Origin of the sequence: Shewanella colwelliana (assembly GCF_001735525.1) — a bacterium.
Classification (GTDB): domain Bacteria; phylum Pseudomonadota; class Gammaproteobacteria; order Enterobacterales; family Shewanellaceae; genus Shewanella; species Shewanella colwelliana.
On the sequence record NZ_MCBT01000048.1, the window covers coordinates 291,336 to 314,523 of the forward strand.

The 23,188-nt window shown below is 43.9% G+C and carries 20 protein-coding genes; 14 read left to right on the plus strand and 6 right to left on the minus strand.

All coding sequences use genetic code 11. The annotated features are described in order from the left end of the window. The first annotated feature begins 123 nt into the window (after nucleotides 1–123). The 3 genes from BEL05_RS19105 (at nucleotide 124) to BEL05_RS19115 (ending at nucleotide 3,299) form a co-directional block, all read left to right on the plus strand. Entirely contained in the window at nucleotides 124–612 is a 489-nt protein-coding gene (locus BEL05_RS19105; protein ID WP_028765036.1) for a VC2046/SO_2500 family protein, read from the plus strand. Nucleotides 613–687: 75 nt separating this feature from the next. Then, nucleotides 688–975, plus strand: a complete 288-nt coding sequence (locus BEL05_RS19110) for a DUF406 family protein (protein ID WP_028765037.1) — start codon at nucleotides 688–690, stop codon at nucleotides 973–975. A 152-nt stretch (nucleotides 976–1,127) separates the two neighbouring features. Then, the gene (locus BEL05_RS19115; protein WP_028765038.1) at nucleotides 1,128–3,299 is read left to right on the plus strand and encodes a sensor domain-containing phosphodiesterase; all 2,172 of its coding nucleotides are present in this window, start codon (nucleotides 1,128–1,130) and stop codon (nucleotides 3,297–3,299) included. Between the two features lie 64 nt (nucleotides 3,300–3,363). Here the strand turns inward: BEL05_RS19115 and BEL05_RS19120 are convergent, their stop codons facing one another. Both BEL05_RS19120 and BEL05_RS19125 read right to left on the minus strand, forming a co-directional pair. Beyond that, on the minus strand, nucleotides 3,364–3,852 hold the full coding sequence (locus BEL05_RS19120; RefSeq protein WP_028765039.1) for a YchJ family protein: 489 nt from the start codon (nucleotides 3,850–3,852) through the stop codon (nucleotides 3,364–3,366). Then, on the minus strand, nucleotides 3,849–4,415 hold the full coding sequence (locus tag BEL05_RS19125; RefSeq protein WP_028765040.1) for a YybH family protein: 567 nt from the start codon (nucleotides 4,413–4,415) through the stop codon (nucleotides 3,849–3,851). Before BEL05_RS19125 ends, BEL05_RS19120 begins: the two co-directional genes overlap by 4 nt. 253 nt (nucleotides 4,416–4,668) lie before the next feature. Here BEL05_RS19125 and BEL05_RS19130 point away from each other — a divergent pair, with 253 nt between their 5' ends. Beyond that, entirely contained in the window at nucleotides 4,669–5,250 is a 582-nt protein-coding gene (locus BEL05_RS19130) for a Smr/MutS family protein (protein ID WP_069669935.1), read from the plus strand. A 70-nt stretch (nucleotides 5,251–5,320) separates the two neighbouring features. Here the strand turns inward: BEL05_RS19130 and BEL05_RS19135 are convergent, their stop codons facing one another. Beyond that, nucleotides 5,321–7,162 carry a M2 family metallopeptidase gene (locus BEL05_RS19135; RefSeq protein WP_069669934.1) on the minus strand — a complete coding sequence of 614 codons (1,842 nt, stop codon included), beginning with the start codon at nucleotides 7,160–7,162 and terminating at the stop codon, nucleotides 5,321–5,323. A 186-nt stretch (nucleotides 7,163–7,348) separates the two neighbouring features. Here BEL05_RS19135 and psrA point away from each other — a divergent pair, with 186 nt between their 5' ends. After that, the gene (gene psrA, locus BEL05_RS19140; protein ID WP_069669933.1) at nucleotides 7,349–7,987 is read left to right on the plus strand and encodes a TetR family transcriptional repressor PsrA; all 639 of its coding nucleotides are present in this window, start codon (nucleotides 7,349–7,351) and stop codon (nucleotides 7,985–7,987) included. 8 nt (nucleotides 7,988–7,995) lie between these two features. After that, nucleotides 7,996–10,272 (plus strand): acyl-CoA dehydrogenase, encoded by a 2,277-nt coding sequence (locus tag BEL05_RS19145; protein ID WP_069669932.1) that lies wholly within the window; start codon nucleotides 7,996–7,998, stop codon nucleotides 10,270–10,272. A 67-nt stretch (nucleotides 10,273–10,339) separates the two neighbouring features. On the opposite strand, the gene pyk is transcribed toward BEL05_RS19145, so the two are convergent. Both pyk and BEL05_RS19155 read right to left on the minus strand, forming a co-directional pair. Beyond that, the gene (pyk, locus tag BEL05_RS19150; RefSeq protein ID WP_028765044.1) at nucleotides 10,340–11,779 is read right to left on the minus strand and encodes a pyruvate kinase; all 1,440 of its coding nucleotides are present in this window, start codon (nucleotides 11,777–11,779) and stop codon (nucleotides 10,340–10,342) included. A gap of 182 nt (nucleotides 11,780–11,961) precedes the next feature. Beyond that, nucleotides 11,962–12,816 carry a MurR/RpiR family transcriptional regulator gene (locus BEL05_RS19155; RefSeq protein ID WP_028765045.1) on the minus strand — a complete coding sequence of 285 codons (855 nt, stop codon included), beginning with the start codon at nucleotides 12,814–12,816 and terminating at the stop codon, nucleotides 11,962–11,964. Between the two features lie 309 nt (nucleotides 12,817–13,125). On the opposite strand from BEL05_RS19155, the gene zwf reads away from it, so the two are divergent. The 4 genes from zwf to BEL05_RS19175 are packed head-to-tail and all read left to right on the plus strand — an operon-like array spanning nucleotide 13,126 to nucleotide 17,808. Then, on the plus strand, nucleotides 13,126–14,598 hold the full coding sequence (gene zwf, locus BEL05_RS19160) for a glucose-6-phosphate dehydrogenase (RefSeq protein WP_028765046.1): 1,473 nt from the start codon (nucleotides 13,126–13,128) through the stop codon (nucleotides 14,596–14,598). 12 nt (nucleotides 14,599–14,610) lie between these two features. Beyond that, on the plus strand, nucleotides 14,611–15,309 hold the full coding sequence (gene pgl / locus BEL05_RS19165; RefSeq protein WP_028765047.1) for a 6-phosphogluconolactonase: 699 nt from the start codon (nucleotides 14,611–14,613) through the stop codon (nucleotides 15,307–15,309). A gap of 9 nt (nucleotides 15,310–15,318) precedes the next feature. Then, nucleotides 15,319–17,145: a phosphogluconate dehydratase gene (gene edd / locus BEL05_RS19170; RefSeq protein ID WP_028765048.1), complete on the plus strand. Its 1,827-nt coding sequence runs from the start codon at nucleotides 15,319–15,321 to the stop codon at nucleotides 17,143–17,145. A gap of 21 nt (nucleotides 17,146–17,166) precedes the next feature. Beyond that, entirely contained in the window at nucleotides 17,167–17,808 is a 642-nt protein-coding gene (locus tag BEL05_RS19175; protein WP_069669931.1) for a bifunctional 4-hydroxy-2-oxoglutarate aldolase/2-dehydro-3-deoxy-phosphogluconate aldolase, read from the plus strand. A 112-nt stretch (nucleotides 17,809–17,920) separates the two neighbouring features. On the opposite strand, the gene eco is transcribed toward BEL05_RS19175, so the two are convergent. After that, a complete protein-coding gene (gene eco, locus BEL05_RS19180; RefSeq protein WP_069669930.1) occupies nucleotides 17,921–18,493 on the minus strand; it encodes a serine protease inhibitor ecotin in 573 nt (190 codons plus the stop codon). Nucleotides 18,494–18,704: 211 nt separating this feature from the next. Between eco and dmeF the strand changes: the two genes are divergently transcribed. The 4 genes from dmeF (at nucleotide 18,705) to BEL05_RS19200 (ending at nucleotide 23,146) form a co-directional block, all read left to right on the plus strand. Next, nucleotides 18,705–19,757, plus strand: coding sequence for a CDF family Co(II)/Ni(II) efflux transporter DmeF (dmeF, locus tag BEL05_RS19185; protein WP_069669929.1), 1,053 nt, complete (start codon nucleotides 18,705–18,707; stop codon nucleotides 19,755–19,757). Beyond that, nucleotides 19,757–20,176, plus strand: a complete 420-nt coding sequence (locus BEL05_RS19190) for a MarR family winged helix-turn-helix transcriptional regulator (protein WP_069669928.1) — start codon at nucleotides 19,757–19,759, stop codon at nucleotides 20,174–20,176. The genes dmeF and BEL05_RS19190 overlap by 1 nt, the downstream gene beginning before the upstream one ends. Before the next feature lie 161 nt (nucleotides 20,177–20,337). Next, nucleotides 20,338–21,978, plus strand: a complete 1,641-nt coding sequence (locus BEL05_RS19195; protein WP_069670038.1) for a phosphoethanolamine transferase — start codon at nucleotides 20,338–20,340, stop codon at nucleotides 21,976–21,978. Between the two features lie 139 nt (nucleotides 21,979–22,117). After that, nucleotides 22,118–23,146 (plus strand): GGDEF domain-containing protein, encoded by a 1,029-nt coding sequence (locus tag BEL05_RS19200; RefSeq protein ID WP_069669927.1) that lies wholly within the window; start codon nucleotides 22,118–22,120, stop codon nucleotides 23,144–23,146. Nucleotides 23,147–23,188: the final 42 nt, after the last annotated feature.

Genomic DNA, 23,188 nt, shown 5'->3' on the forward strand with positions numbered 1-23,188 from the left:
AATTGCGGCGGCAATAGTAGTCAGAAACAGCCGCAGTGTAAAGGCCATAATTGAAATTATTTCTAAAGTTTCTGTTCAAGCGGTCGATTAAATAGCAACAGGCTGTTTAATCGATGTTTTTTTATGCAAACAACGCAAGTATTACTTTCAGAAGCTCATTTAGGCACCAAACTCAATCACGCCATCTCTGGTGAGCGTAGAGGAGAGTTCGGTTTGCTGTTGGCAATGTTGTCGGCCGATGCGCGTGACATGGCACAGTTCCATCTTAAAGGTTCGGACAGAGAGATTGAGCAACGTTTACATGAACAGTTTGAACTGCCTAAATCGCAGCCGCTATTAAGTGATATGTCTAAAGAACAGGTGATAGATCATAGCCTAGTATTTCAGCAGCAGGGGCTCGCCGCATTTCACTTATCGCAATGTTTGCAACCAGAGGCCGTCGTAACAAGGGGGGCTGTCCCGATAGAGGTGAGCCAAGTATTGGCAAACTGTTCATTGGTTAGCAAGGCTAAATATACGGGTGATCTGACAGATGAGGATCTGTCGATTAATACGCCGCACTTTGTTGACCAGCTCGTTCAACAGCGCTTACTTGCAGAAATAATTGTTTAGTTATGAACTGCGTCTCGAACTCATAGGCCAGTTGATACTATAATTATGCCTATTAACACCACATAGAAGTTAGCGATGAAAAACATTCAAAAAGCACAGTCAAATTTAGTGAATGACACCTGTACAGATTGCGGTAGTTACGCCGATATTGGTGCAGTGATTGACGAGTATGATACGCAATTAGTCATTGAAAGAGTTGGAGACGATGCCAAGGAACAAGCACAGCAATTAATTGATCTGGCTTGTAAACGATTTGGTGACCTTCAGTGCTTAGTTTCCGAAACTGAAGGGGGCGTAAGTCTCACTATCACGTTTAACTACAGTGCAGAAAAAATGATCTTCCAACTTGAAAATAACCTTTGATTATTATCAAGATATTAGTATTGAAAAGCCTATGGCGCATGGTGTAGTCTACCGTCGAATAGCAAAAAAATAACATCAGTGAAACTTTTGGCTGTCATTTGACGGCTTTACCTCAGCAGCAACCATTTTTCCGCTGCTGGCTTTAGGATGATATGAGCAAACGCCAATACCAATACCTGTTAGAGTCGATCGTGAACTCGGTAGAAAAACAGGAAGGACAATTTGAAGAAACCGCTCAGTTAGCCGTTAGTCTGCTCACTGACGCGCTTCCTATTGGCGGTGTCGGTGTTTGCCTATTTTCAATCGATCGTGATGAGACTGTTATGGTTGCCAATACAGGTCTTATCGATACCCATTCGTTGATACGTCCGCGTCCCAGCCTTTGTCCCCATTATCTCTCGCTATTAAAGTCTGAACGGGTAATCGATGCCATTGATGTTAAGCATGAGCAAAGACTTACAGAGCTCACTACCGCGTATTTTGACAACACTCCCGTTGCGAGGACACTTGATGTTGCCATTCGTATTAATGGCCATTTAGAAGGCGTACTTTATCTAGAATGTATAGAAAACAATGAGTGGAGCGATGCTGAGGTTCACATCGTGGCGCAGGTCGCCGATCAACTAGCACTCACGTTGGCCACGCAGCGGGCGTATGCGACAGATGAACGCCTAGCGCTCTTCTTTACTGCTGTAGAGCAGTCTGAACAGATTAATATGGTGGTAAATTTGACCACCAATGTGGTCGAATATCTGAATGGTGCACACCATGCCGTCTCGGGTATACCGAAGCATAAAATTGTTGGTAAAACCTTAGATCACCTCGACTTCTTTAAGCAATCTCCAATACAGGCGAATCAGGCGTTGGCTAACGCCAAGATGGGCAGTCCAGCAAAAGGCAATGCGAAAATTGTAAGGTCTGATGGTCTGAGCTATTGGCTAAGGTATTCGGTAAAACCATTTACCACGCCACGCGGTAATCATTATGCTTTAATCACGGCCGAAGATTGCTCTGAGGAGCGTCAATACCAGCAAGAGTTAGAGCGGCTAGCTTGGCAATGTGGATTAACTTCACTCTACAATCGAAGTTATTTTAATCGTGAATTAGAACGAATTGTATCGGGTCATTTAATGCTTATTGATCTGAGGGGGTTTAAACGTTTCAATGATACCAATGGCCATCAGAAGGGCGATAGGATGTTGATTGAAATGGCCCGGCGTATTAAGCATTTTGCCAGTTGTAACGATACAGAATTAGTTGCGCGGGTGGGCAGCGATGAGTTTGCCGTGGTTGTTGAAAGTATTAAAAACCAAGACGAGTTGCAATACGCCATCAAGCGCTTATATCATCAGCTCAATTTGCCAGTAAAAATCGGCCATGAGCACTTTGAGGCAAAACCTGCATTATCTGTGGTACATATTGACACCCTTGAGCCGTATTTTCCTCCGATGACCTGTGCCGACATCGCCATTCAATTTGCGAAAAAGAAACAAGGTGACGCGATACAGCTATTCAATAATGCCTTGCTAAATACATTTAAGACAGATGCTAAAATTGAACGTGATCTGCAAACTGCACTGAAAGGTCGTGAGTTTGAGTTGTATTATCAGCCACTTAAAGATTTAAAACAGCGTAAGTATATCGGGGCTGAAGCGCTTATTCGCTGGCACCACCCCAAGAGTGGTGTGTTATATCCAGGCGCCTTTATCGATATCGCTGAACAAACAGGTATGATTACCGCAATCGGTGAGTGGGTGTTAGAAGCGGCTTGTAAACAACTCAATTTATGGCAGCACCATAACCTGAATCTCTCCATGCACGTTAACGTCTCGGCTAAACAGTTTTTTAGTGCGAGCTTATATGATCAGGTGTGGCAGCTAGTTACGCGATATCGACTTAAACCAAATACGCTAATTTTAGAGATCACCGAAACCGAGTTGATGGAAGATGTGGTTTATGCGACCAACCTGTGCAAAGAGCTTGCTGAACTAGGTGTTGGGTTGGCGATAGATGATTTTGGTACCGGTTACAGTTCAATGCGTTACCTAAAGCAGTTTCCAATCTCTAAATTAAAAATAGATCGCTCTTTTATCTCTGATTTAGGTGTGAGCCATGAAAGCCGCGAAATTGTTAGCGCCATTATCGCTATGGCTTCGGCGCTTAACATTTCATTGACTGCCGAAGGGGTAGAAACCACTGAGCAAGAGCAGTTCTTATCTGGACTCAATTGTCATCAAGCCCAAGGGTTTCTCTATAGTCCAGCATTAAGAGAAGCTGAATTTAGTGCGTTTTTAGAAGAGTCGTTATTACAGAAATTGCATTAGTGCATTGCAGCGCCTTACGCTGATAGGTGTCAACAAAGGGCTTGTTTTACTCATTTTCGATGGATTAATTTGCTAGTGCGATGCAACACTGTTTGAACTTTTTACCACTGTGACACAAACAAGGCTCATTTCGCTTAGGTAAAATAGCGTTAAACTGCTGGCCTTCGGTATAAAGCCATTTGCCATTTACCCATTTAAACTGTGAAACTTCATGGATAGCATCGAGCTTTCCATTTTCAAGATACCAAGCTTGAAATGTTACTAGCCCTGTTTGCCCATTCTTTTTAGCGTTTATGATCTGTAGACCGTGCCAACGGGTTTGATTATCACTATCTAATATGGCTCGGGTCAAGCCATTGAGAAAGTCAGGATGATGGGTTGCGATAAGGTAATCATGGCGCCTTAATACAAAGGCACTGTAGCGGCTGCGCATCAACAATTCAGGGTGGCTAGGAAGATCGCCTTGATGAAAGCGGTGACAGCATTCAGCATAGGAAAGACGCTGTCCTAGTATGTCTTGTCCACAAGGACATAAGTTAATGGGCTGATTCATTGTTTGTTGTCTGACACTACTTCAGTAAACTGGCTGCCATAATACAAATTTGGTGAGGGCTTCGCATTAAAATAAAATGAGGGATCTGAGCGGTTATTGGTATCAACGGTTAGGTACCATTTCCCATCAGCTTTCTTCTTGGACACGGTAACGAACTTGCCAGCGAATTCACTGACGGGCTCTTCGGTTTCTTTTGGCGGGTGGAACCGGATCAAGTAATAACCAATATCGGTGGCATTCTCAACTTCCATTTGACGCTCTACCACGCGAAAGTCCACCTCAATACGAGCATTTTTATGTTTGATTTTGCCAAAAAAGGTTCGGTATAGATCAACAATATTCTCTCGACCTATAGTGATCTCTTTGCCTTGCTGCTCGGGTATGTAACAGGCATTCTCAGCGTACATATCTTCGATAACAGACGCATCAAGCTGGTCAAAAGCACTACTAAATTGGGTGTAAAACCGATTAAGGGCTTCATTATCACTGGCCTGACTCTGTGCCTGAACTTGAACAGCACAGAGCGTTATCAAGGTGAGTAAAGCTATTCTAATAAAATTCATTTAGCCATTCATTTCTGCTAATACTGACGTCACTATAATTGATGGACTTATTATTCGAAAGTGTTAGTTCTTTACAAAGTGTGTATCGGCGGCAATATGAATAAAATATCATCAAGAGGAGCGCTTAGTGAGGGCAAGCATATTGGCTAATTAGTCATCATCTGTATTTAATAGGTTGGATATGCGTTGAGCCTATGGATAATTTCAGCTAGATTTTGCTTATTGCCCACGCGTTAACTTAGGAGTCCATGTTATGGATAGCACAGAGTCTGCGCTTTTTCTCGCATCAATGGAAGATGTCGTTCCCTTAAAAGGAGAGCGGCGTGTGCCTACTAGTGTCGATCGCGAAGAGGAAGTACGCCGGTATCAAGCTGCGAAACGTCTGCAAGCGATCGATTTACTCAATCACGACGTGTCGTGCATTACACCTGTTGACTCGCAGGCAGAGCTAAGTTTTCGAAAGCCTGGAATTCAGGGACAGGTTTTTAAGTTGTTTCGCCAAGGAAAATACCCTGTTGACGCTCAACTATCGCTAAAAGGTGTTGGGTTGCCGTTAGCTAAGGAGCGGCTATATGATTTTATTGAAAATGCTAAAGGAATGGGGTTTCGTAATGTCAGTGTGGTACACGGCACTGGCATAAATAATAAGCCCTTTCCAGCATTGGTAAAATCGAGTGTGGCCCAGTGGCTGAAGTCCTTGGATGGGGTTCTTGCTTATCACAGTGCACCACAGTTTTTAGGCGGAGTCGGTGTCACACTAGTGATGTTGGTCAAGTCTGACGAGGCAAGATTAGTGAGCCGTGAAACCAATCACAAAGGAGTCAAGATTCGTTAACCTGCACTAAATTAAGAAGCCCCGCAATGCGGGGCTTCTTTTAAGGTGGTTACAGTTTACTGGGTAACCACTACCAGCCACATTGTCTATTGGCTGATTTGTTTTGGTCATCTAGCCATACTTTTAACGGAGCAAAGTAATCGAGTACGGCTGTTGCATCCATGCCTTTATTGCCGGTGACAACGGCTAAAGCTTCTGGCCATGGTTGGCTTTGGCCCATCTCTAACATGGTGTTAAGTTTAGCCCCAGCTTCCTTATTGCCGTAGATGCTGCAACGATGGACAGGTCCTTTATCCCCTGCAACATCGCATAATGCTTTATGGAATTGGAACTGTAATATATGCGCTAAGAAGTAGCGCGTGTAGGGCACATTGCCTGGTACATGGTATTTAGCTCCAGGGTCGAAGTCCGATTCATCCCGTGTAATCGGCGATTTGACTCCTTGATACTTTTCTCTGAGCTCCCACCATGCCTGGTTGTATTGTTCTGGTGTAATTTCGCCACTAAAGACTTTCCAGCGCCATTGGTCAATCATTAAACCGAAGGGAAGGAATGCGACTTTATCAAGTGCCTGCTTTAACAGTAGGCCGATATCTTTAGATGCATCAGGGACTTCATCAAGTAAGCCAATCTGTTTTAAATAGTTGGGTGTGATGGAAAGTGCAACGGTATCGCCAATGGCTTCGTGGAATCCATCGTTTGCGCTATTTTTAAAGATAAAAGGTTGCTCTTTATACGCGCGCTGATAAAAGTTGTGACCCAGTTCGTGATGGATAACGGTAAAGTCTTCAGCGGTTTTTTGGATACACATCTTAATGCGTATATCGTCGAGATTATCTAGATCCCACGCCGAGGCGTGGCAAACAACATCTCTATCTTCTGGCTGAACAAATAGTGAGCGACTCCAAAAGGTGTCTGGCAGTGGCTCGAACCCTAATGATGTAAAGAAGCTTTCGGCTTGCTTAACCATCTTATGTTCATCATAACCCTGTTTAGCCAATAGTTCGGTGACGTCATATCCGGGATCTGCGTTATCTGGTGCAACGGAATCGTAGATATTACCCCATTGTTGTGCCCACATATTACCAAGTAAATGGGCCGGTATTGGACCATTATTCGGTGCAACATCATCGCCATATTGTTCGTTTAACTCGCCGCGAACATAGCAATGAAGCGATTCATATAAAGGTTCAACTTGACCCCAGAGGCGATCGAGTTCAGCCGAAAATTCATCTGGCTTCATATCATATTGGCTACGCCACAGTTCAGACAGGTTGGCGTAGCCAAGATCTTTTGCGCCTTCATTCGCGAGCTCAACTTCTCGCTCAAACAATGGACGCATAGGTTTTGCGATATCACGCCATCCTTTCCAGACTTCTAATAACTGGGCTGGATCTTTTGACTCACCCATGATGCCTGATAGCTGTGGTTGGGTGAGGCAACGACCATCTTCGAAGCAGTATTTCCCTTTACCGTATAAGCCATTTAATTCAGCACTGATGTTTGCAAGCTCGGCATTTTTGGCGGGATCTAAGGGGGCGGGTAGGACCAGTGAACTGCGCAAGATATTAAGCTTACGCTGACTTGCTGAGTCTAAATCGAGGTTGACATAATTAGCCGCTTGAGTGGCTAATTGTACCGATGTCGCCGTTTGGCGCTCAGCAACCGATGCTGCGAGGGCAGCTGTATCTTCGGTGATAAAATTACTGTAGATCCATTCGGCTCTATTTTGTTCTATCGATAATGCCGCCAAATCAGTTTCAGCTTTTGCTAAAAAGTCATTAGCTTCTGCCACGGCATCTATAGGTTGGCTAATCGCTGGTGACTCAGCCTGTGTATTACAGCCACTAGTGGTTATTGAAAGTGCTATGGCTAACGATAAGTGCGACAGTTTTGTGCGTGCGGTGATCATCTTACCTTCCTTTGTTATTTTTCTGTGGCATAGTTTACGCAGTTTTGTGGCAATTTGCAGCGGGAGTTTTTAGAATCCCTGACCGATAACGAGCGTGACTTAACCTTAGCGACAGAATTTAATTTGACAAAAAGTGAACCAGTGTTTAATTTAAACGCATGTTTAAATCAGAGTTAAGGTCACGGAATGGCAAATCGATCCGACACTAAAACAAGAATACTGGATGCTGCAGAAAAGCTGTTTGCTGAACGTGGATTTTCAGAAACGTCACTACGGTTAATTACCAGCAAAGCCGAAGTAAATCTTGCATCGGTAAATTATCATTTTGGTTCGAAGAAAGAGTTAATTAGAGCTGTTTTGGCGCGATACCTTGATCGTTTTATGCCTGCGGCTTCAGATGAGCTTGTTCAGCTTAAAGCGTCGAGTGAACCGTCATTAAATGAAATATTTTCCTCTTTAGTAAAGCCTTTACTTGAGCTTAATAAATTCAAAGCCGAAGGAACACGTACATTTTTACAACTGTTAGGCCGCGGCTATATTGAAAGCCAAGGTCACCTTAGATGGTTTATTACTACCCACTACGGTGCGCATTTGAACGAGTTTGTTAAAGCTGTTGCAGAAAGTGCACCACATATTCCTCCCGCCGAGATGTTTTGGCGTTTACACTTTACCTTAGGCACTGTGGTATTTACGATGGCATCAGCCGATGCGTTAACAGAGATCGCTGCCGCTGACTTTAATGAACACAATGATATTGAAGCTGTGATCCGAAAGGTGATCCCATATCTTGCTGCTGGTGTAGCAGTACCCGTTACTTCCCAATAGGGGGCGTTATGACACTCTTAATCTTGGCACTATTAATCATAATAGTGCTTTTTGCCGTTAAAAATATTCGTATGCAGTTAATCACTCGCCCAGTGTTTGCATTCTTTAAAAAGGTACTACCGCCGCTATCGAGTACAGAGAAAGAGGCGATGGAAGCGGGCGATGTATGGTGGGAGGGTGAACTGTTTAGAGGTAAGCCTAATTGGGATACGCTGCATAGCTATGGCAAACCAACGCTGTCTGATGAAGAAAAGGCCTTCATAGACAATCAAGTAATGACTGCGCTGACGATGATTGATGACTTTGATATCGTTCAAAACCGTAAGGATCTGCCGCCAGAGTTATGGGACTTCTTCAAAAAAGAGGGCTTCTTTGCGCTAATTATCCCCAAAGAATATGGCGGTAAAGCATTTTCTGCTTACGCAAACTCAACGATTGTGGCCAAGCTTGCCAGCCGCAGCGTGAGTGCGGCCGTAAGTGTCATGGTGCCAAACTCTTTGGGTCCAGGTGAGCTATTAACTCATTACGGCACTAAGGAGCAGCGTGAATATTGGTTACCTAAATTGTCAACCGGAGAGGCGGTTCCATGTTTTGCATTAACTGGCCCAGAAGCTGGCTCCGATGCTGGCGCAATTCCAGATGAGGGCATCGTTTGCCGTGGTGAGTTTAATGGCGAACAAGTTTTGGGGCTCAAACTTAACTGGAACAAGCGCTACATTACTCTGGCACCTGTTGCGACCGTATTAGGCTTAGCGTTCCAAATGCGTGACCCAGATGGTTTGCTAGGAGATGTTGAGGATCTTGGTATTACCTGCGCCCTTATTCCAACAGATCATCAAGGGGTTGAAATTGGTCGTCGACATAACCCACTCAGTATGGCCTTTATGAATGGGACAACGCATGGCCGCGATGTGTTTATTCCACTCGATTGGATCATCGGTGGACCACAGTATGCGGGTCGAGGCTGGCGCATGTTAGTGGAGTGTCTGTCGGCAGGACGGGGGATTTCACTGCCCGCATTAGCGACGGCATCGGGTCATGTCACGACCAAAACCACTACGGCTTATAGTTATGTTCGTCATCAATTTGGTCTCGCTATCGGTCAATTTGAAGGTGTGCAAGAAGCGATGGCGAGAATTATTGCTAACACTTATCAATTAGAAGCGGCGCGTCGTTTGACCACCACAGGCATTGATTTAAAAGTTAAGCCCTCAGTGGTAACGGCTATAGCGAAATATCACATGACTGAGATGAGCCGTGATGTGCTAAATGATGCTATGGACATTCAATCTGGTAAAGGGATACAGCTTGGACCAAAGAACTATCTTGGTCATGCGTATATGGCAAATCCTATCTCGATTACAGTTGAAGGGGCTAACATTTTAACCCGTAGTCTGATGATTTTTGGCCAAGGTGCAACGCGTTGCCACCCCTATGTGCTTGCTGAAATGGAAGCGGCCGCCATGGACGATCAAAGTGAAGCCTTAGAGCGCTTTGATAACCTACTACTGGGTCATATTGGTTACGCAAGTCGCAATGCGTTCAGTGCTTTATTTAGTGCGTTAAGCGGCAGCTATTTTAATAGTGCGCCCGTGAGTGGCTGCACTAAGCAGTATTATAAAGATATGACACGACTGTCTGCAGCATTGGCATTTATCACTGACCTCTCTATGTTGATTATGGGCGGCGATCTGAAGCGTAAAGAGATGTTGTCGGCGAGATTAGGCGACGTATTAAGTGAGCTTTATCTTGGTTCCGCCACCCTTAAGCTGTTTGAAGATAATGGGCGTCAACAAGATGATCTACCTGCGGTTCATTATGTGATGCAGATGCGTTTACAAAAAGCGGCGTTGGCTTTGCAGGGAGCGCTGAGGAACTTCCCTAATCGCCCGGTGGCTTGGTTGATGAGGGCGATCGTATTCCCAATGGGTAACCACTTTAATGGACCATCAGATAAAATGGCCGTAAACCTGTGTAGTGGCATGTTAAAGCCTGGACCTGCTCGAGATCGATTGACCTTCTTATGTCCTGATTTTGACGGTGACCAAGGTGGTATAGCCGAAGTGGAACAAGCATTTATCGCACAATATAAGTGCCAAAACCTTTACCGCACGTTGAAAAAAGCACAGCGTAATGGTGATTTACCTAGAAAATTACCGCCTCTGACACTGTTTAAGTTAGCTAAAGAGCAAGCCTTGTTATCTGATAGTGAATATCAGCAGTTAGTTGATGCAGACAAACTAAGACTGGCGGCAATTAACGTCGACGATTTTGATGTTTTGTAGAGACAGTTAATCTCAGATACAAAAAAGGTACGCATTGCGTACCTTTTTTATCAGTAATTAATTTGCCTTAGGCAACAATTAACACTTTACTGGTATTGGTGCCACCGATGGTTTCCATCGCGTCACCTTTAGTCATCAGCACCATGTCACCGCTGTTAAGGTAACCAGCTGCTTGAAGTGCTTCTAACGCTTTCTTCGCTAACTCTTCGGCACTATGTGCTGTTGAGTCGAAGAAGAAAGGCTGCACACCACGATACAATGCCATTTTTGCAAGTGTCACGTCATGACGAGACAAAGCGAAGATAGGCAGTGATGAACTGATGCGTGACATCAACTGCGGTGTTGCACCCGACTCAGTTAAGGCGACAATTGCTTTAACGCCTTCTAAGTGGTTAGCTGCATACATGGTAGACAGCGCGATGGTTTCTTCGACCGAAGTAAAGCGCTCATCTAGACGGTGCTTAGAGACTTGAACACTTGGATGTCCTTCAGCGCCTAAACAAACATTGGCCATTGCCATAACGGTTTCTTCAGGGAAGTCACCCGCTGCAGTTTCAGCCGATAGCATGACGGCATCAGTGCCATCTAGTACAGCGTTAGCCACATCCATCACTTCAGCACGTGTTGGCATTGGGCTAGTGATCATCGACTCCATCATCTGGGTCGCAGTGATCACGCTCTTGTTAAGTTGGCGAGAACGACTGATAAGCTTCTTCTGTACAGCAACAAGTGCTGCATCACCAATTTCAACACCAAGGTCACCACGAGCAACCATGACAGCATCAGAGGCTAAGATAACATCATCCATTGCTTCATCAGAAACAACGGCTTCTGCGCGCTCAACTTTAGAAACGATTAATGCATTGCTACCTGCTTTTTGAGCTAGTTCACGTGCATAGTTAAGGTCAGCGCCACTACGTGGGAAAGAAACGGCTAGATAGTCAACTTTAATTGCTGCTGCCGTAACAATATCACGCTTGTCTTTTTCAGTAAGTGCTGCAGCTGAAAGGCCACCGCCTTTTTTGTTGATCCCTTTATTGTTTGAAAGGGGACCTGCAACCGTTACTGAGGTATGAACCTTATTGCCTTCAACTTTCTCTACACGAAGTTGAACACGGCCATCGTCCAGCATAAGGATATCGCCAATGACAACATCTTTAGGTAGCTCTTTATAGTCGATACCAACTTGATGCTCATCACCTTGACCTTTTTCTAGGTCGGCATCCAAGATGAATGCTTGACCTAGGTCAAGTTGGACTTTTTTATTGTCCTTAAAAGTTGATACACGGATCTTTGGACCTTGTAGGTCGCCTAAGATAGCAACATGAACACCAAGTTCTTTTGCTATGTTACGTGTGTCAGTCGCACGTTTTAGGTGATCTTCAGGTGAGCCGTGAGAAAAGTTAAGGCGAACAACGTTTGCGCCAGCTTTGATAATACGACGTAGATTGTCGTCACGATCAGTTGCTGGGCCTAGAGTCGTTACAATTTTGGTTCTGCGGAACATGAGATACTCCGTTAAGTTTAAAAAATCTTACTCTATATTAACAGACAAAACCGACTTTTGTAGGAAAATTACAAACAAAATGATCTACCTCAAGTTATTAATTTTGTGAAGTACTACGACTTAAAGGTAAAAAAAAGGCGGATTGGGTAAACCAAGCCGCCTAAAATCCTTACAAAACTGGACTATAGTATCGGGTCTTTTTCGATACGAGACTCTTTTAACACCTCTTTAACCCGTTTTAAACTTTCCCTAAAACGTGGGCCTCGGCGAAGTGTAAAGCCTGTGGCGAGTACGTCAACAATGACCAGCTGCGCAAGACGAGAGGCCATAGGCAGATACATATCGGTATCTTCTGGCACTTCCATCGTAACTGGCAAAGTACATTCACTTGATAGTGGAGAGTTACGTGAGGTAATCGCAATCACGGCAGCACCATTTTCTCTGGCTAAACGAGCGATATCGATGAGTGATTTCGTCCGTCCTGTATGGGAAATCAATACCACCACGTCGCCTTCAGAACTATTAATACAACTCATACGTTGCATTAATACATCATCAAAACAGATCACGGGTACATTAAAGCGGAAAAATTTATTCTGAGCATCATGGGCAACTGACGCCGATGCGCCTAAGCCAAAAAACGAAATCTTCTTCGCTTGTGTGAGGATATCTACTGCTTTATTTATCGCTGCCGTATCCATGCTTTGTCTAGCAGTATCAAGGGCTGCCATAGATGACTCAAAGATTTTTGTAGTGTATGAATCAGGGCTGTCATCTTCCTCTACATGGCGGCTCACATAAGGGGTTCCGTTAGCCAGGCTCTGCGCCAAATGCAGTTTAAAGTCTGGAAATCCTTTGGTATCTAATCTGCGGCAAAAGCGGTTAACGGTTGGCTCACTGACATCGGCCATTTTTGCTAACGTAGCAATGCTAGAGTGAATGGCAGTTTGTGGTGACGCTAAAATGACTTCAGCGACTTTGCGTTCTGACTTACTGAAATGCGTTAGGCTTTTTTGAACCTTTTCTAGGGTATTCATATGCGTACATCCACTCGATAGTAATGTAATTATATTTATTCTTTTATGTCATTATAGAAGCAAACAAAAAGTGCTAAAGTTTGGACTATATAACGAATTATGATCTAACTATTCAACAAACTTTCTACTATATATAGTAATTTAATCACGAAAAGCATATCAGATTTTGTAGTCTTGTTGCTAGTTTACTAATCATGCATTTTTTGCAAAATTTAGATGCAATTAACAATTTCTGTTGTTATATTACGACAAACATGTGAATTTCCCATCGGAATGATGGCACACAGCGACAAAGGAGATTTATAAGCTATGGGCATGACATCACCAGAAGCCAAAGCTTGCGATTTTGTACTGTTTGGTACCAAAGGGGACTTAGCAAGACGCAAATTGCTTCCTTCTCTGTACCAACTTGATAAAGCCGGTTTACTTAATGAAGAGACCAAAGTGCTCGGGGTTGCTAAAGATGAGTTTACCCAAGAACAGTATCAAGAGCTTGTTGTTACTGCACTTAATAGCTTTGTAAAAGAAGACCTTTGTAAAGAGACATTAAACCGTTTCTTAAGCCGTTGTCATTATGTAGGCACAAACTTCACTGACTCGGCAGGCTATCAGGCGTTTCATGACGTATTAGAGCCCCAAAAGCGTGTCATGGTAAGTTACTTCGCGACACCGCCATCTATATTCGGTGATATTTGTCGCTGTTTACACGAACAAAACCTTATCTATCCTGATACACGTGTCGTCCTCGAAAAGCCTATTGGTTCTGATTTAGCCTCCTCAAAAGTGATTAACGACCAAGTCAGCGCCTATTTTAATGAAAATCAGGTGTATCGTATTGATCACTACCTGGGTAAAGAAACGGTTCAAAACCTGATCGCCTTGCGTTTTGCTAATTCACTGTTTGCCTCTAAGTGGGATAACCGAACGATTGACCATGTGCAGATCACGGTTGCTGAAGAAGTGGGCATCGAAGGACGTTGGGGCTATTTTGATAAAGCAGGCCAAATGCGAGATATGATCCAAAACCACCTTTTGCAAGTGCTGACGCTTGTGGCGATGGATCCACCGGTTAACCTCGATGCAGACAGCATCCGCGATGAAAAAGTTAAAGTTCTTAAATCACTGCGTAAAATCGATGCTGACAATATCTATGAGAACACGGTTAGAGGTCAGTACTCTGCTGGCTTCTTAAAAGGTGCACCTGTGCCAGGGTATCTCGAAGAGGAGGGGGCTAATACCCAATCCCATGCAGAGACATTTGTGGCATTACGCGTTGATATCGACAACTGGCGTTGGGCTGGCGTGCCATTCTACTTGAGAAGTGGCAAGCGTATGCCGACCAAGAGCTCTGAAATTGTCGTGTATTTCAAAAACCCACCTCATAACCTATATCGTTCTAGCTATCGTAATTTGCCAGCGAACAAGTTGACCATTCGTCTTCAGCCTCACGAAGGTGTTGAAATTCAAATGATGAATAAGGTGCCAGGTCTAGAGCAGAAGCAACGTCTGCAAACAACTAAGTTAGATTTAAGTTTCTCTGACACCTTTAAGAATGACCGTATTGCTGATGCCTATGAGCGTCTATTACTTGAAGCTATGCTGGGCAACCAAGCATTATTTGTTCGTCGCGATGAAGTTGAGCAGGCGTGGAGTTGGGTTGACGGTATCATTGAGGCTTGGGAAGACAGCAACGAAAAGCCTAAGCCATATCCTGCTGGCAGTTGGGGGCCTGTGGCCTCAGTTGCATTGATAGCTAAAGACGGCCGCTCGTGGGACGAATAGGAGACATTGATTATGATTAAAGACTCTGTATTCAAATCATTTGATGACAAAACCGCTCTTGAAACACAGCTTGCGGAGCGTATCGCCAATCAGCTACAAACGGCTATTGATGCGCGCGGAAAAGCAAGCTTAGTGGTGTCAGGAGGGTCGACACCCGTGGCGCTTTTTCAACAGCTCAGTAAAAAGGCGATAGAGTGGAGTGAAGTTTACATCACGCTCGCTGATGAGCGTTGGGTTGATGTTGATAGTGACGATTCCAATGAAAAGTTAGTCAAAGCGCATCTACTGCAAAACCGAGCCGCGGCAGCTAAGTTTCGTGGACTTAAAAATATGTTTGCCTCCGCAGAAGCGGGCGCTGATATGACGATTGAACAATTGGCCAATTTCCCAAAACCTTTTGATGTGGTTGTGTTGGGTATGGGTAACGATGGACACACCTGTTCATGGTTTCCCTGTTCATTAGAGATTGAACAAGCACTGTCAACCGATTCACTTTGCTTAGCCGTGAATCCGGGCAATGCGCCTCATGGTCGTATCACAATATCCAAACAGGGGATTTTGGCCAGTCGTCAGATTTATTTACACATTGTCGGTGAGCAGAAGTTGTCTGTTTACCGCCAAGCGCTTGAAAATGAAGATGAGAAAGCGATGCCTATACGCGCAGTATTGGCACAACATAGCACACCCGTCGATGTTTATTGGAGCGCTTAAGGAGCGATTATGCACGCAGTAGTACAGTCCGTAACAGATAGAATCATTGAGCGGAGCAAGCATTCGCGCGCCCAATACCTTAAAGCATTAGATGAAGCTAAGAGTAAAGGTGTCCATCGCAGCAGCCTAAGCTGCGGTAACCTTGCACACGGCTTCGCAGCTTGTAGTCCAGCGGATAAAAATACCATCAAGGCGTTGACGAAAGCCAACATTGGTATCGTCACGGCCTTTAACGATATGTTATCTGCACATCAACCCTATGAAGATTACCCGAAACTGCTCAAGCAAGCGTGCCAAGAAGTCGGCAGTGTTGCTCAAGTAGCCGGTGGTGTTCCTGCAATGTGTGACGGCGTTACCCAAGGGCAACCAGGGATGGAGCTCAGCCTCCTGAGCCGTGAAGTGATTGCAATGAGCACTGCAGTTGGTTTATCTCATAATATGTTTGACGGTGCCTTGCTCTTAGGAATTTGTGACAAAATTGTCCCAGGTTTACTTATTGGCGCATTAAGCTTTGGTCATCTGCCAATGTTGTTCGTCCCTGCAGGACCAATGAAGTCAGGCATTCCCAATAAAGAGAAAGCGCGTATTCGTCAGAAGTTTGCTCAAGGCTTAGTCGATAGAGCTGCTTTGTTAGAGGCTGAATCAAGTTCTTACCACAGCGCGGGCACTTGTACTTTTTACGGTACCGCAAACAGTAATCAGTTGATGCTGGAAATTATGGGGCTACAGCTACCAGGTTCATCATTTGTTAACCCAGATGACCCGCTCCGTGAAGCACTGAACAAAATGGCTGCAAAGCAGGTGTGTCGCCTGACTGAAATGGGCACGCAATATTCGCCTATCGGTGAAGTGGTTAACGAAAAATCGGTTGTTAACGGTATTGTTGGATTATTGGCAACTGGCGGCTCGACTAATTTAACCATGCATATTGTTGCTGCGGCGAGAGCTGCGGGTATCATCATTAATTGGGATGATTTCTCTGAACTATCAGATGCAGTGCCGTTGCTCGCGAGGGTTTATCCAAACGGTCACGCCGATATTAACCATTTCCATGCTGCTGGCGGGATGGCACTGCTGGTAAAAGAGCTGCTAGATGCCGGCCTTTTACATGAAGATGTCAATACCGTGGCAGGCTTTGGCCTAAGACGTTATACCCAAGAACCAAGACTCATTGATAATGAATTGGTTTGGGTTGATGGCCCAGCAACGTCGTTAGATAGCGAAGTGTTGACCACTGCGTCGGCGCCGTTCCAAGAAAATGGTGGTCTGAAGTTACTCAAAGGTAATTTAGGACGGGCTGTGATTAAAGTTTCGGCGGTCGCTGAGCAACATCGTCTGGTCGAAGCTCCTGCAGTGGTTATTGACGACCAAAACAAACTTGAGGCGCTGTTTCAAGCTGGTGAGTTAGACAAAGATTGTGTCGTGGTTGTGAAAGGGCAAGGGCCTAAAGCGGTTGGTATGCCTGAACTACACAAACTTACGCCAATTTTAGGTACCCTTCAGGATAAAGGTTTCAAAGTTGCCTTGCTAACTGATGGGCGCATGTCTGGTGCATCGGGTAAAGTGCCTGCGGCAATTCATTTGACACCTGAAGCATTGGACGGTGGATTAATTGCTAAGATCCAAAACGGTGATCTTATCCGCGTTAATGCCACGACCGGTGAGTTGTCGCTGTTGATTGATGAATCAACTTTGGCAGCAAGAGAAGCTGAGAAAGTTGACTTACGCAGTACAAGTTATGGAATGGGGCGTGAGTTATTTGCGGCCTTACGTTCTAATTTGAGTAGCCCAGAGACGGGCGCTCGTTGTACCACGACCATCGATGAAAATTATTAATCACTGAGGAAGAGTATTAACATGGCTCAGAATAACTGGTCTATACAACCACAAGATATTTTTAAACGCAGCCCAATCGTTCCTGTAATGGTGATTAATAAGATTGAAGATGCGGTGCCTTTGGCACGAGCTTTGGTCGCCGGCGGAATAAGTGTGCTGGAGGTGACGTTACGAACACCTTGTGCGCTCGAAGCGATTACTAAGATTGCAAAAGAGGTGCCTGAAGCACTGGTTGGCGCGGGTACGATTTTAAACGAAGCTCAGCTAAAGCAAGCCATTGATGCTGGTGCGCAGTTTGTGATCACGCCAGGTGCAACGACAGATCTATTGAAAGCGGCGATGGCAGGGACAGTTCCATTAATTCCTGGTGTGGCGAGTATTTCTGAAGTGATGGCGGGTATGGAGCTTGGCTATACTAATTTTAAGTTTTTCCCTGCTGAAGCCTCTGGTGGCGTTAACGCATTGAAAGCTTTTTCTGGTCCGTTAGCGAATATTCGTTTTTGTCCAACGGGTGGTATCACTCCAAGTAGTTATAAAGATTACCTAGCACTGAGCAATGTCGATTGCATCGGCGGTAGCTGGATAGCACCCACTGATGCCATGGAGCAAGGTGATTGGGCGCGTATTACTCAATTGTGTAAAGATGCAATTAGCGGTATCTAACCTAAGCGTTTATTAGGCATAAAAAACCTCTGTGTAAACAGAGGTTTTTTTATGCCTGCTATATAGGGTATCCATAGGGAAAAAATGACAAAGTATCTTGCACCTGAATCATTTAGTTGGATGAGGTAAATTGATACTCCATCTCAGCTGTCCAAACACGATACTTAAGTTGGGCGCCTTCTGGTAAGTAAAATACTTTTGGCAGTCGACTGTCATATTTGAGCATTAACTCTCCTGGAATGGTCAGGAACTGTTCTTTTTTTGCCTTATCAAAACAGGCCATCATTGTGCTCGGTCCGTCACTGATAGTGTCTACTTGGTAGTAGTTGTAGCCCCATCCGTCTAAATTCATCTGTTTCAGTTCACCACGCAAACCATGTTTATTGCAGTCAACTAATTCAGTTCGACCAATAAGAATCTCAATTCTGTATTGTGCTTCATTCTCAAGTGCTGGCAAGTTGAGGATATGCTGCACCATGCCCTCGGTGGGTTGTGGAAACATTTTGCTTGTTTCCTCGGCTTGGTAAGTCACGGCTGTGTAGCTGCTGCTGTGAATATTCATTTGGTTTAACCCACTTGGATGGACCGGACTGGTTGCAAAGGCAGAATTGCCTGCAGCCGTGAATGCTATAACACTGGTTAAGATGAGAGACTGGATCTGTTTGTTAAGTGAAAATGTGTTCATTAAAGCTCCTGATAAAATGATAATGTTCGACTGCTTTGTGGGTATTAACGCTAGCATAATGGAAAAGGGTTATTAGATTTAAAATATTTTTGAGCTAGGACCCAAATCGATCAATCTACTCTATTTAGATCTTTACTTTGACTATCAAACTAAATAATCTCTCCATATTGTTTGATAGTCAAAGTAATTGCTAATAGATATAGGCCAAAACATGGAAAAGACAGCTCACAACAACGCACCATGGCAACACGAACATAATTTTGCCACTGTCAATACACAAGGAGAGCGAAATACCCGTTACGTTCTGTATTTGACCCTTATAACTATGGTGGCAGAGATTGTCGCCGGTACCATTTATGGTTCCATGGCCTTATTGGCTGATGGTTGGCATATGGGAACCCACGCTGCTGCGTTTTTAATCACATTGTTTGCTTACTCCTATGCAAAGAAATACGCCAAGGATCCTAAATTTGCATTTGGGGCGGGTAAGGTCAGTGTGCTGGGAGGGTTTACCAGTGCAATTGCGTTAGGTTTAGTTGCATTGCTGATGATAGTGGAGTCAGTCAACCGACTGCTTAATCCTGAAAACATCCATTTTAACGAGGCTATTTTTGTGGCGTTTATTGGCTTAACAGTTAATGTCCTATCGGTGTTTTTACTCAAAGATCACCATAGCCATGACCACGGCCATAGTCACGGCCATAGTCACGGTCATCATCATAACCATAAGCATCATCACCATGTTTCACATAAACATGACCCTGAACATTGCCACGAAGAAACGAGTGGCAATAAGGCTAAAAAGACCCATGACCATAACTTGAGAGCAGCCTATTTTCACGTGATGGCTGATGCGTTGACCTCGCTACTTGCCATTGCTGCTTTACTATTTGGTAAGTATTTAGGACTCAATTGGCTTGACCCAGTGATGGGGGTTGTTGGTGCCGTAATCATTACCAGTTGGGCGTGGGGGTTGGTTAAGCAAACAGGGCCTATTTTACTCGATGCAAGTATTGAGCAAGGCTATGTAGAGCAAGTGGTTAAGTGTATTGAACAAGCTGGAACTGATCATGTTGCCGATATTCACGTCTGGCCAGTCAGTGCGGATCACTACGCGGCGATTATCTCTGTGGTTACCCATGAAAATAAAGATGCGCGCTATTTCACTGAACAGCTATCTCGCTTTGAGCGCATTAACCATTTAACCATAGAAGTTCACTCATGTGATGACTCAAACTGTCGCCGTCACACTGTGGAGGCTTGATGAAACAAGTTGATGATCAGCTAAGCCATGAGATTGTAGAGTTTTACGAGAAGCTTTCTTCTTGGGAAGCGTCAGTTGTTAGGGGGAAGGGTCATTCGTTAGCGCAAATCCATACGGTCGAAATCTTAGGTGCCCATGGAACTATGCGTATGAAGGAGCTAGCCGAAAAGCTTGGGATCACCACAGGGACCCTGACAGTACAGATCAATAAAATGGTTAACTTAGGCTTGGTTGAACGGATGGCCCATGAGCAGGATAAACGGTCTATTTTGGTGCAGTTAACGACAAAAGGGTATGAGGTGTATCATGAACATGACCAACTACATCATCAGCTAACACATCAAATTACAGAAGCTTTCTCTGATATCGAGCGTTCTCAGTTGTTAACGTTTTTTCAGCGTATCAATCAAGGCTTTTAACAAAGTTATCCATGCGTGTGGGGCGACAGTTTTAGTCATTACTTTTATGTAGCATTTGTAGCTGTGGTTGATGCTTGGTAATATCCTTGCCTGAATCAATCGCCGTTGTAAGAGACCTAGCCCCTTTTGACGCAGCCACTATCGACAAGAGAGAATACTTAGTGCTATCACGTATCAAAACCCTATCGACAAATCAGTTTACTTTTTTACTCGCTTTGTTTTATGTCTGTGTTTTTAATATTCCTCTTTTTGGTATTGTTAAACAGGGGATTGAAAAGCAAGCTGACGTCAATTACATTTTTATCGCGACTATTCCGCTATTTCTTGTCTTTGCACTGAGTTTTATTTTTTCTATTTTTTCAGTTAAATACATCACCAAAGGCTTTTTTATTACCTTAACGCTGTTGTCATCTAGTGTCTTTTTTGCAGCCTTGCAATACGGTGTTGTTTTCGACTACGGCATGATTGAAAACACCGTACAGACCAATACGGGAGAGGCTCTGACCTACTTAAACTTCTCTTCTGTCGTTAATTTTATCGCCACTGGCCTATTACCTGCGTTGTTAATCTATAAGGTTAATATTGATTACAAACCATTGGTTAAAGAGTTATTACACAAAATTTTATTTATGGTGGCAATGCTGGTTGGTATAGCGGTTATCGGTTTTTTCTTCTATCAAAACTATGTCTCATTTGGCCGTAATAATGACCAAATGAAACGTTATATCGTGCCAACCTACGCCGTAGGTTCCATGATCAAGTACGTAAATATCAACTATTTTCAAACACCTTTGGTTTACCTGCAACAAGGCCTAGATGCTAAAAATGTCACGGTAGACAGTAATGGTAAACCAAATTTAGTCGTACTGGTTGTGGGGGAGACGGCTCGCGCCAAAAACTATCAATATTACGGTTATGCTAAAGCCACAAACGCTCATACTAGTCAGTACGACATGGTAGCGTTTCAAAATACCACTTCATGTGGTACAGCAACGGCGGTATCACTGCCTTGTATGTTTTCCAGTATGACACGCAAAGAGTATGAACCCCGAAGAGCTCGGGCCCAAGATACCTTGATTGACGTACTCGATCATGGGGGGATTGATCTATTGTGGCTCGATAACGACAGCGGATGTAAAGGGGTTTGCGATCGTGTTAAGCACATCAATATAGATTTAAATAGTGACCCGCAGTTATGTGACGGCCATTACTGTTATGACCAAGTTTTGCTTAACGAGCTAGACAAAGCACTGGCGACGCCTGTTGAGCACGATACCATGATAGTGTTGCACATTATTGGCTCTCACGGCCCTACCTATTATTTACGATATCCTGATGAACATCGAAAATTCACGCCAGATTGCCAGCGCAGCGATATACAAAACTGTTTAGATGAAGAGCTGGTTAATACCTATGATAATACGATTTTGTACTCAGATTATATAATTAGCCAAGTGATTCAGCGGTTACAAGCGCAGCAGACTGTCGCAGATACGGCCCTAGTTTATGTCTCCGATCATGGTGAGTCATTAGGAGAGAGTGGCATGTATCTTCACGGTGCTCCGTACTCAATCGCTCCAAGTGAGCAAATTGAGATTCCGTTATTGTCTTGGTTATCGCCACAGTTTAGTCAAGAGAACGGCATCGATCTAAATTGCCTAAAGCAACAAGCTGCAAGTGGTACTTATTCTCACGATAACCTATTTTCGAGCCTTTTAGGGTTAATGAACGTACAAAGTGACATCTACAAGGCTCAATTGGACATATTCGCACAATGCCGTACTTCTGTAGAAAATAAATAATGACAAATTAGTGGCAACTTGTTGTTTTTTCGTTATTGTAGTGGTAGCAAAGTGGTTTTTAAGTTCTTTAAACCTCCTCGGCTTTCACTTTTAGCACTATGTGTGAATTGGATATTGAATAATAACATGGCGATTATCTATGAATTTAGCTAAGCACCTGACAGATACGGAACTTTCGGCGAAAATCCTTAGGCATGCGGTGCCTAAGATGTCTGAGTTAAATATTCCTGTAACACCAGATAACTACTCAGTTTGGTACGAGTATTTTCGTGGTGTTAACTTAGACCTAAAAAGAGCGATAGACGGATTACTATCGAATAAGGTGGCGTTTACCGCAGAAGTTAATGCAGGACTACATAGTAATTTTATTCAAGAAAAATCGCCAGAAATCATTGAAAATGTACAGGTGGAAACTCAGCTATTAATTAATGGCTTAATGAGTAAGTTGTCTAAAATGAGCCATGGCACAGAACGTTTTAGCCAAACACTTAATGAGTTTCAGACCGACATTAAAAGTGCGCCAGATCCGGAGACATTAACACGGCTAATTGATACGCTGGCCGACGAAGTCAGCGAAGTAGTCAATAGTAATCAAGAGATGGAAAAAAGCCTCATAGTCATGAGTGATGAGGTGCAATCTCTGAAGTCAGAAATGGAGAACTTAAACTTAGTTGCCATGACTGATCAACTGACATCGCTACACAATAGACGTGCGTTTGACGAAGAAGTTTTAGAGCATTTACAACGCTATAAAACGGATGCTGTTAATAGTAGTTTGCTAATTATCGATATTGATAAGTTTAAGAATTTTAATGACACCCACGGCCATGTGATTGGTGACAAAGTATTAGCTTATATTGCGCTAGCGTTAAAACAGGGAGTGCGGGGCGAAGATTTTGTGGCTCGCTATGGGGGCGAGGAATTTGTTGTTTTACTGCCTGATACCGATCATACCGGTGCATTAGTGGTTGCTGAGCAGTTACGTAGCCGTATAGCAGAGAAAAAACTCACGGTCGGTAAAGATAAGAAGCTGTCATTGGGTGCGATCACCGTTTCGATCGGTATTGCAACGTTAGGGCATGATGATGACAGAGAAACCTATTTTGTGCGTGCTGATGAAGCGCTTTATCGTGCGAAGTCATCAGGGCGAAACTGCGTTAAAGGTTGATTGAAATAAAATAAAGCGAGGCTAAAACCTCGCTTTATTTTA

What these genes read in the sequence shown, in the direction of transcription:
- BEL05_RS19105 (WP_028765036.1), top strand. Translation starts at nt 124, where the DNA reads ATGCAAACAACGCAAGTATTACTTTCAGAAGCTCATTTAGGCACCAAA.
- BEL05_RS19110 (WP_028765037.1), top strand. Translation starts at nt 688, where the DNA reads ATGAAAAACATTCAAAAAGCACAGTCAAATTTAGTGAATGACACCTGT.
- BEL05_RS19115 (WP_028765038.1), top strand. Translation starts at nt 1,128, where the DNA reads ATGAGCAAACGCCAATACCAATACCTGTTAGAGTCGATCGTGAACTCG.
- BEL05_RS19120 (WP_028765039.1), bottom strand. Translation starts at nt 3,852, where the DNA reads ATGAATCAGCCCATTAACTTATGTCCTTGTGGACAAGACATACTAGGA.
- BEL05_RS19125 (WP_028765040.1), bottom strand. Translation starts at nt 4,415, where the DNA reads ATGAATTTTATTAGAATAGCTTTACTCACCTTGATAACGCTCTGTGCT.
- BEL05_RS19130 (WP_069669935.1), top strand. Translation starts at nt 4,669, where the DNA reads ATGGATAGCACAGAGTCTGCGCTTTTTCTCGCATCAATGGAAGATGTC.
- BEL05_RS19135 (WP_069669934.1), bottom strand. Translation starts at nt 7,162, where the DNA reads ATGATCACCGCACGCACAAAACTGTCGCACTTATCGTTAGCCATAGCA.
- psrA (WP_069669933.1), top strand. Translation starts at nt 7,349, where the DNA reads ATGGCAAATCGATCCGACACTAAAACAAGAATACTGGATGCTGCAGAA.
- BEL05_RS19145 (WP_069669932.1), top strand. Translation starts at nt 7,996, where the DNA reads ATGACACTCTTAATCTTGGCACTATTAATCATAATAGTGCTTTTTGCC.
- pyk (WP_028765044.1), bottom strand. Translation starts at nt 11,779, where the DNA reads ATGTTCCGCAGAACCAAAATTGTAACGACTCTAGGCCCAGCAACTGAT.
- BEL05_RS19155 (WP_028765045.1), bottom strand. Translation starts at nt 12,816, where the DNA reads ATGAATACCCTAGAAAAGGTTCAAAAAAGCCTAACGCATTTCAGTAAG.
- zwf (WP_028765046.1), top strand. Translation starts at nt 13,126, where the DNA reads ATGGGCATGACATCACCAGAAGCCAAAGCTTGCGATTTTGTACTGTTT.
- pgl (WP_028765047.1), top strand. Translation starts at nt 14,611, where the DNA reads ATGATTAAAGACTCTGTATTCAAATCATTTGATGACAAAACCGCTCTT.
- edd (WP_028765048.1), top strand. Translation starts at nt 15,319, where the DNA reads ATGCACGCAGTAGTACAGTCCGTAACAGATAGAATCATTGAGCGGAGC.
- BEL05_RS19175 (WP_069669931.1), top strand. Translation starts at nt 17,167, where the DNA reads ATGGCTCAGAATAACTGGTCTATACAACCACAAGATATTTTTAAACGC.
- eco (WP_069669930.1), bottom strand. Translation starts at nt 18,493, where the DNA reads ATGAACACATTTTCACTTAACAAACAGATCCAGTCTCTCATCTTAACC.
- dmeF (WP_069669929.1), top strand. Translation starts at nt 18,705, where the DNA reads ATGGAAAAGACAGCTCACAACAACGCACCATGGCAACACGAACATAAT.
- BEL05_RS19190 (WP_069669928.1), top strand. Translation starts at nt 19,757, where the DNA reads ATGAAACAAGTTGATGATCAGCTAAGCCATGAGATTGTAGAGTTTTAC.
- BEL05_RS19200 (WP_069669927.1), top strand. Translation starts at nt 22,118, where the DNA reads ATGAATTTAGCTAAGCACCTGACAGATACGGAACTTTCGGCGAAAATC.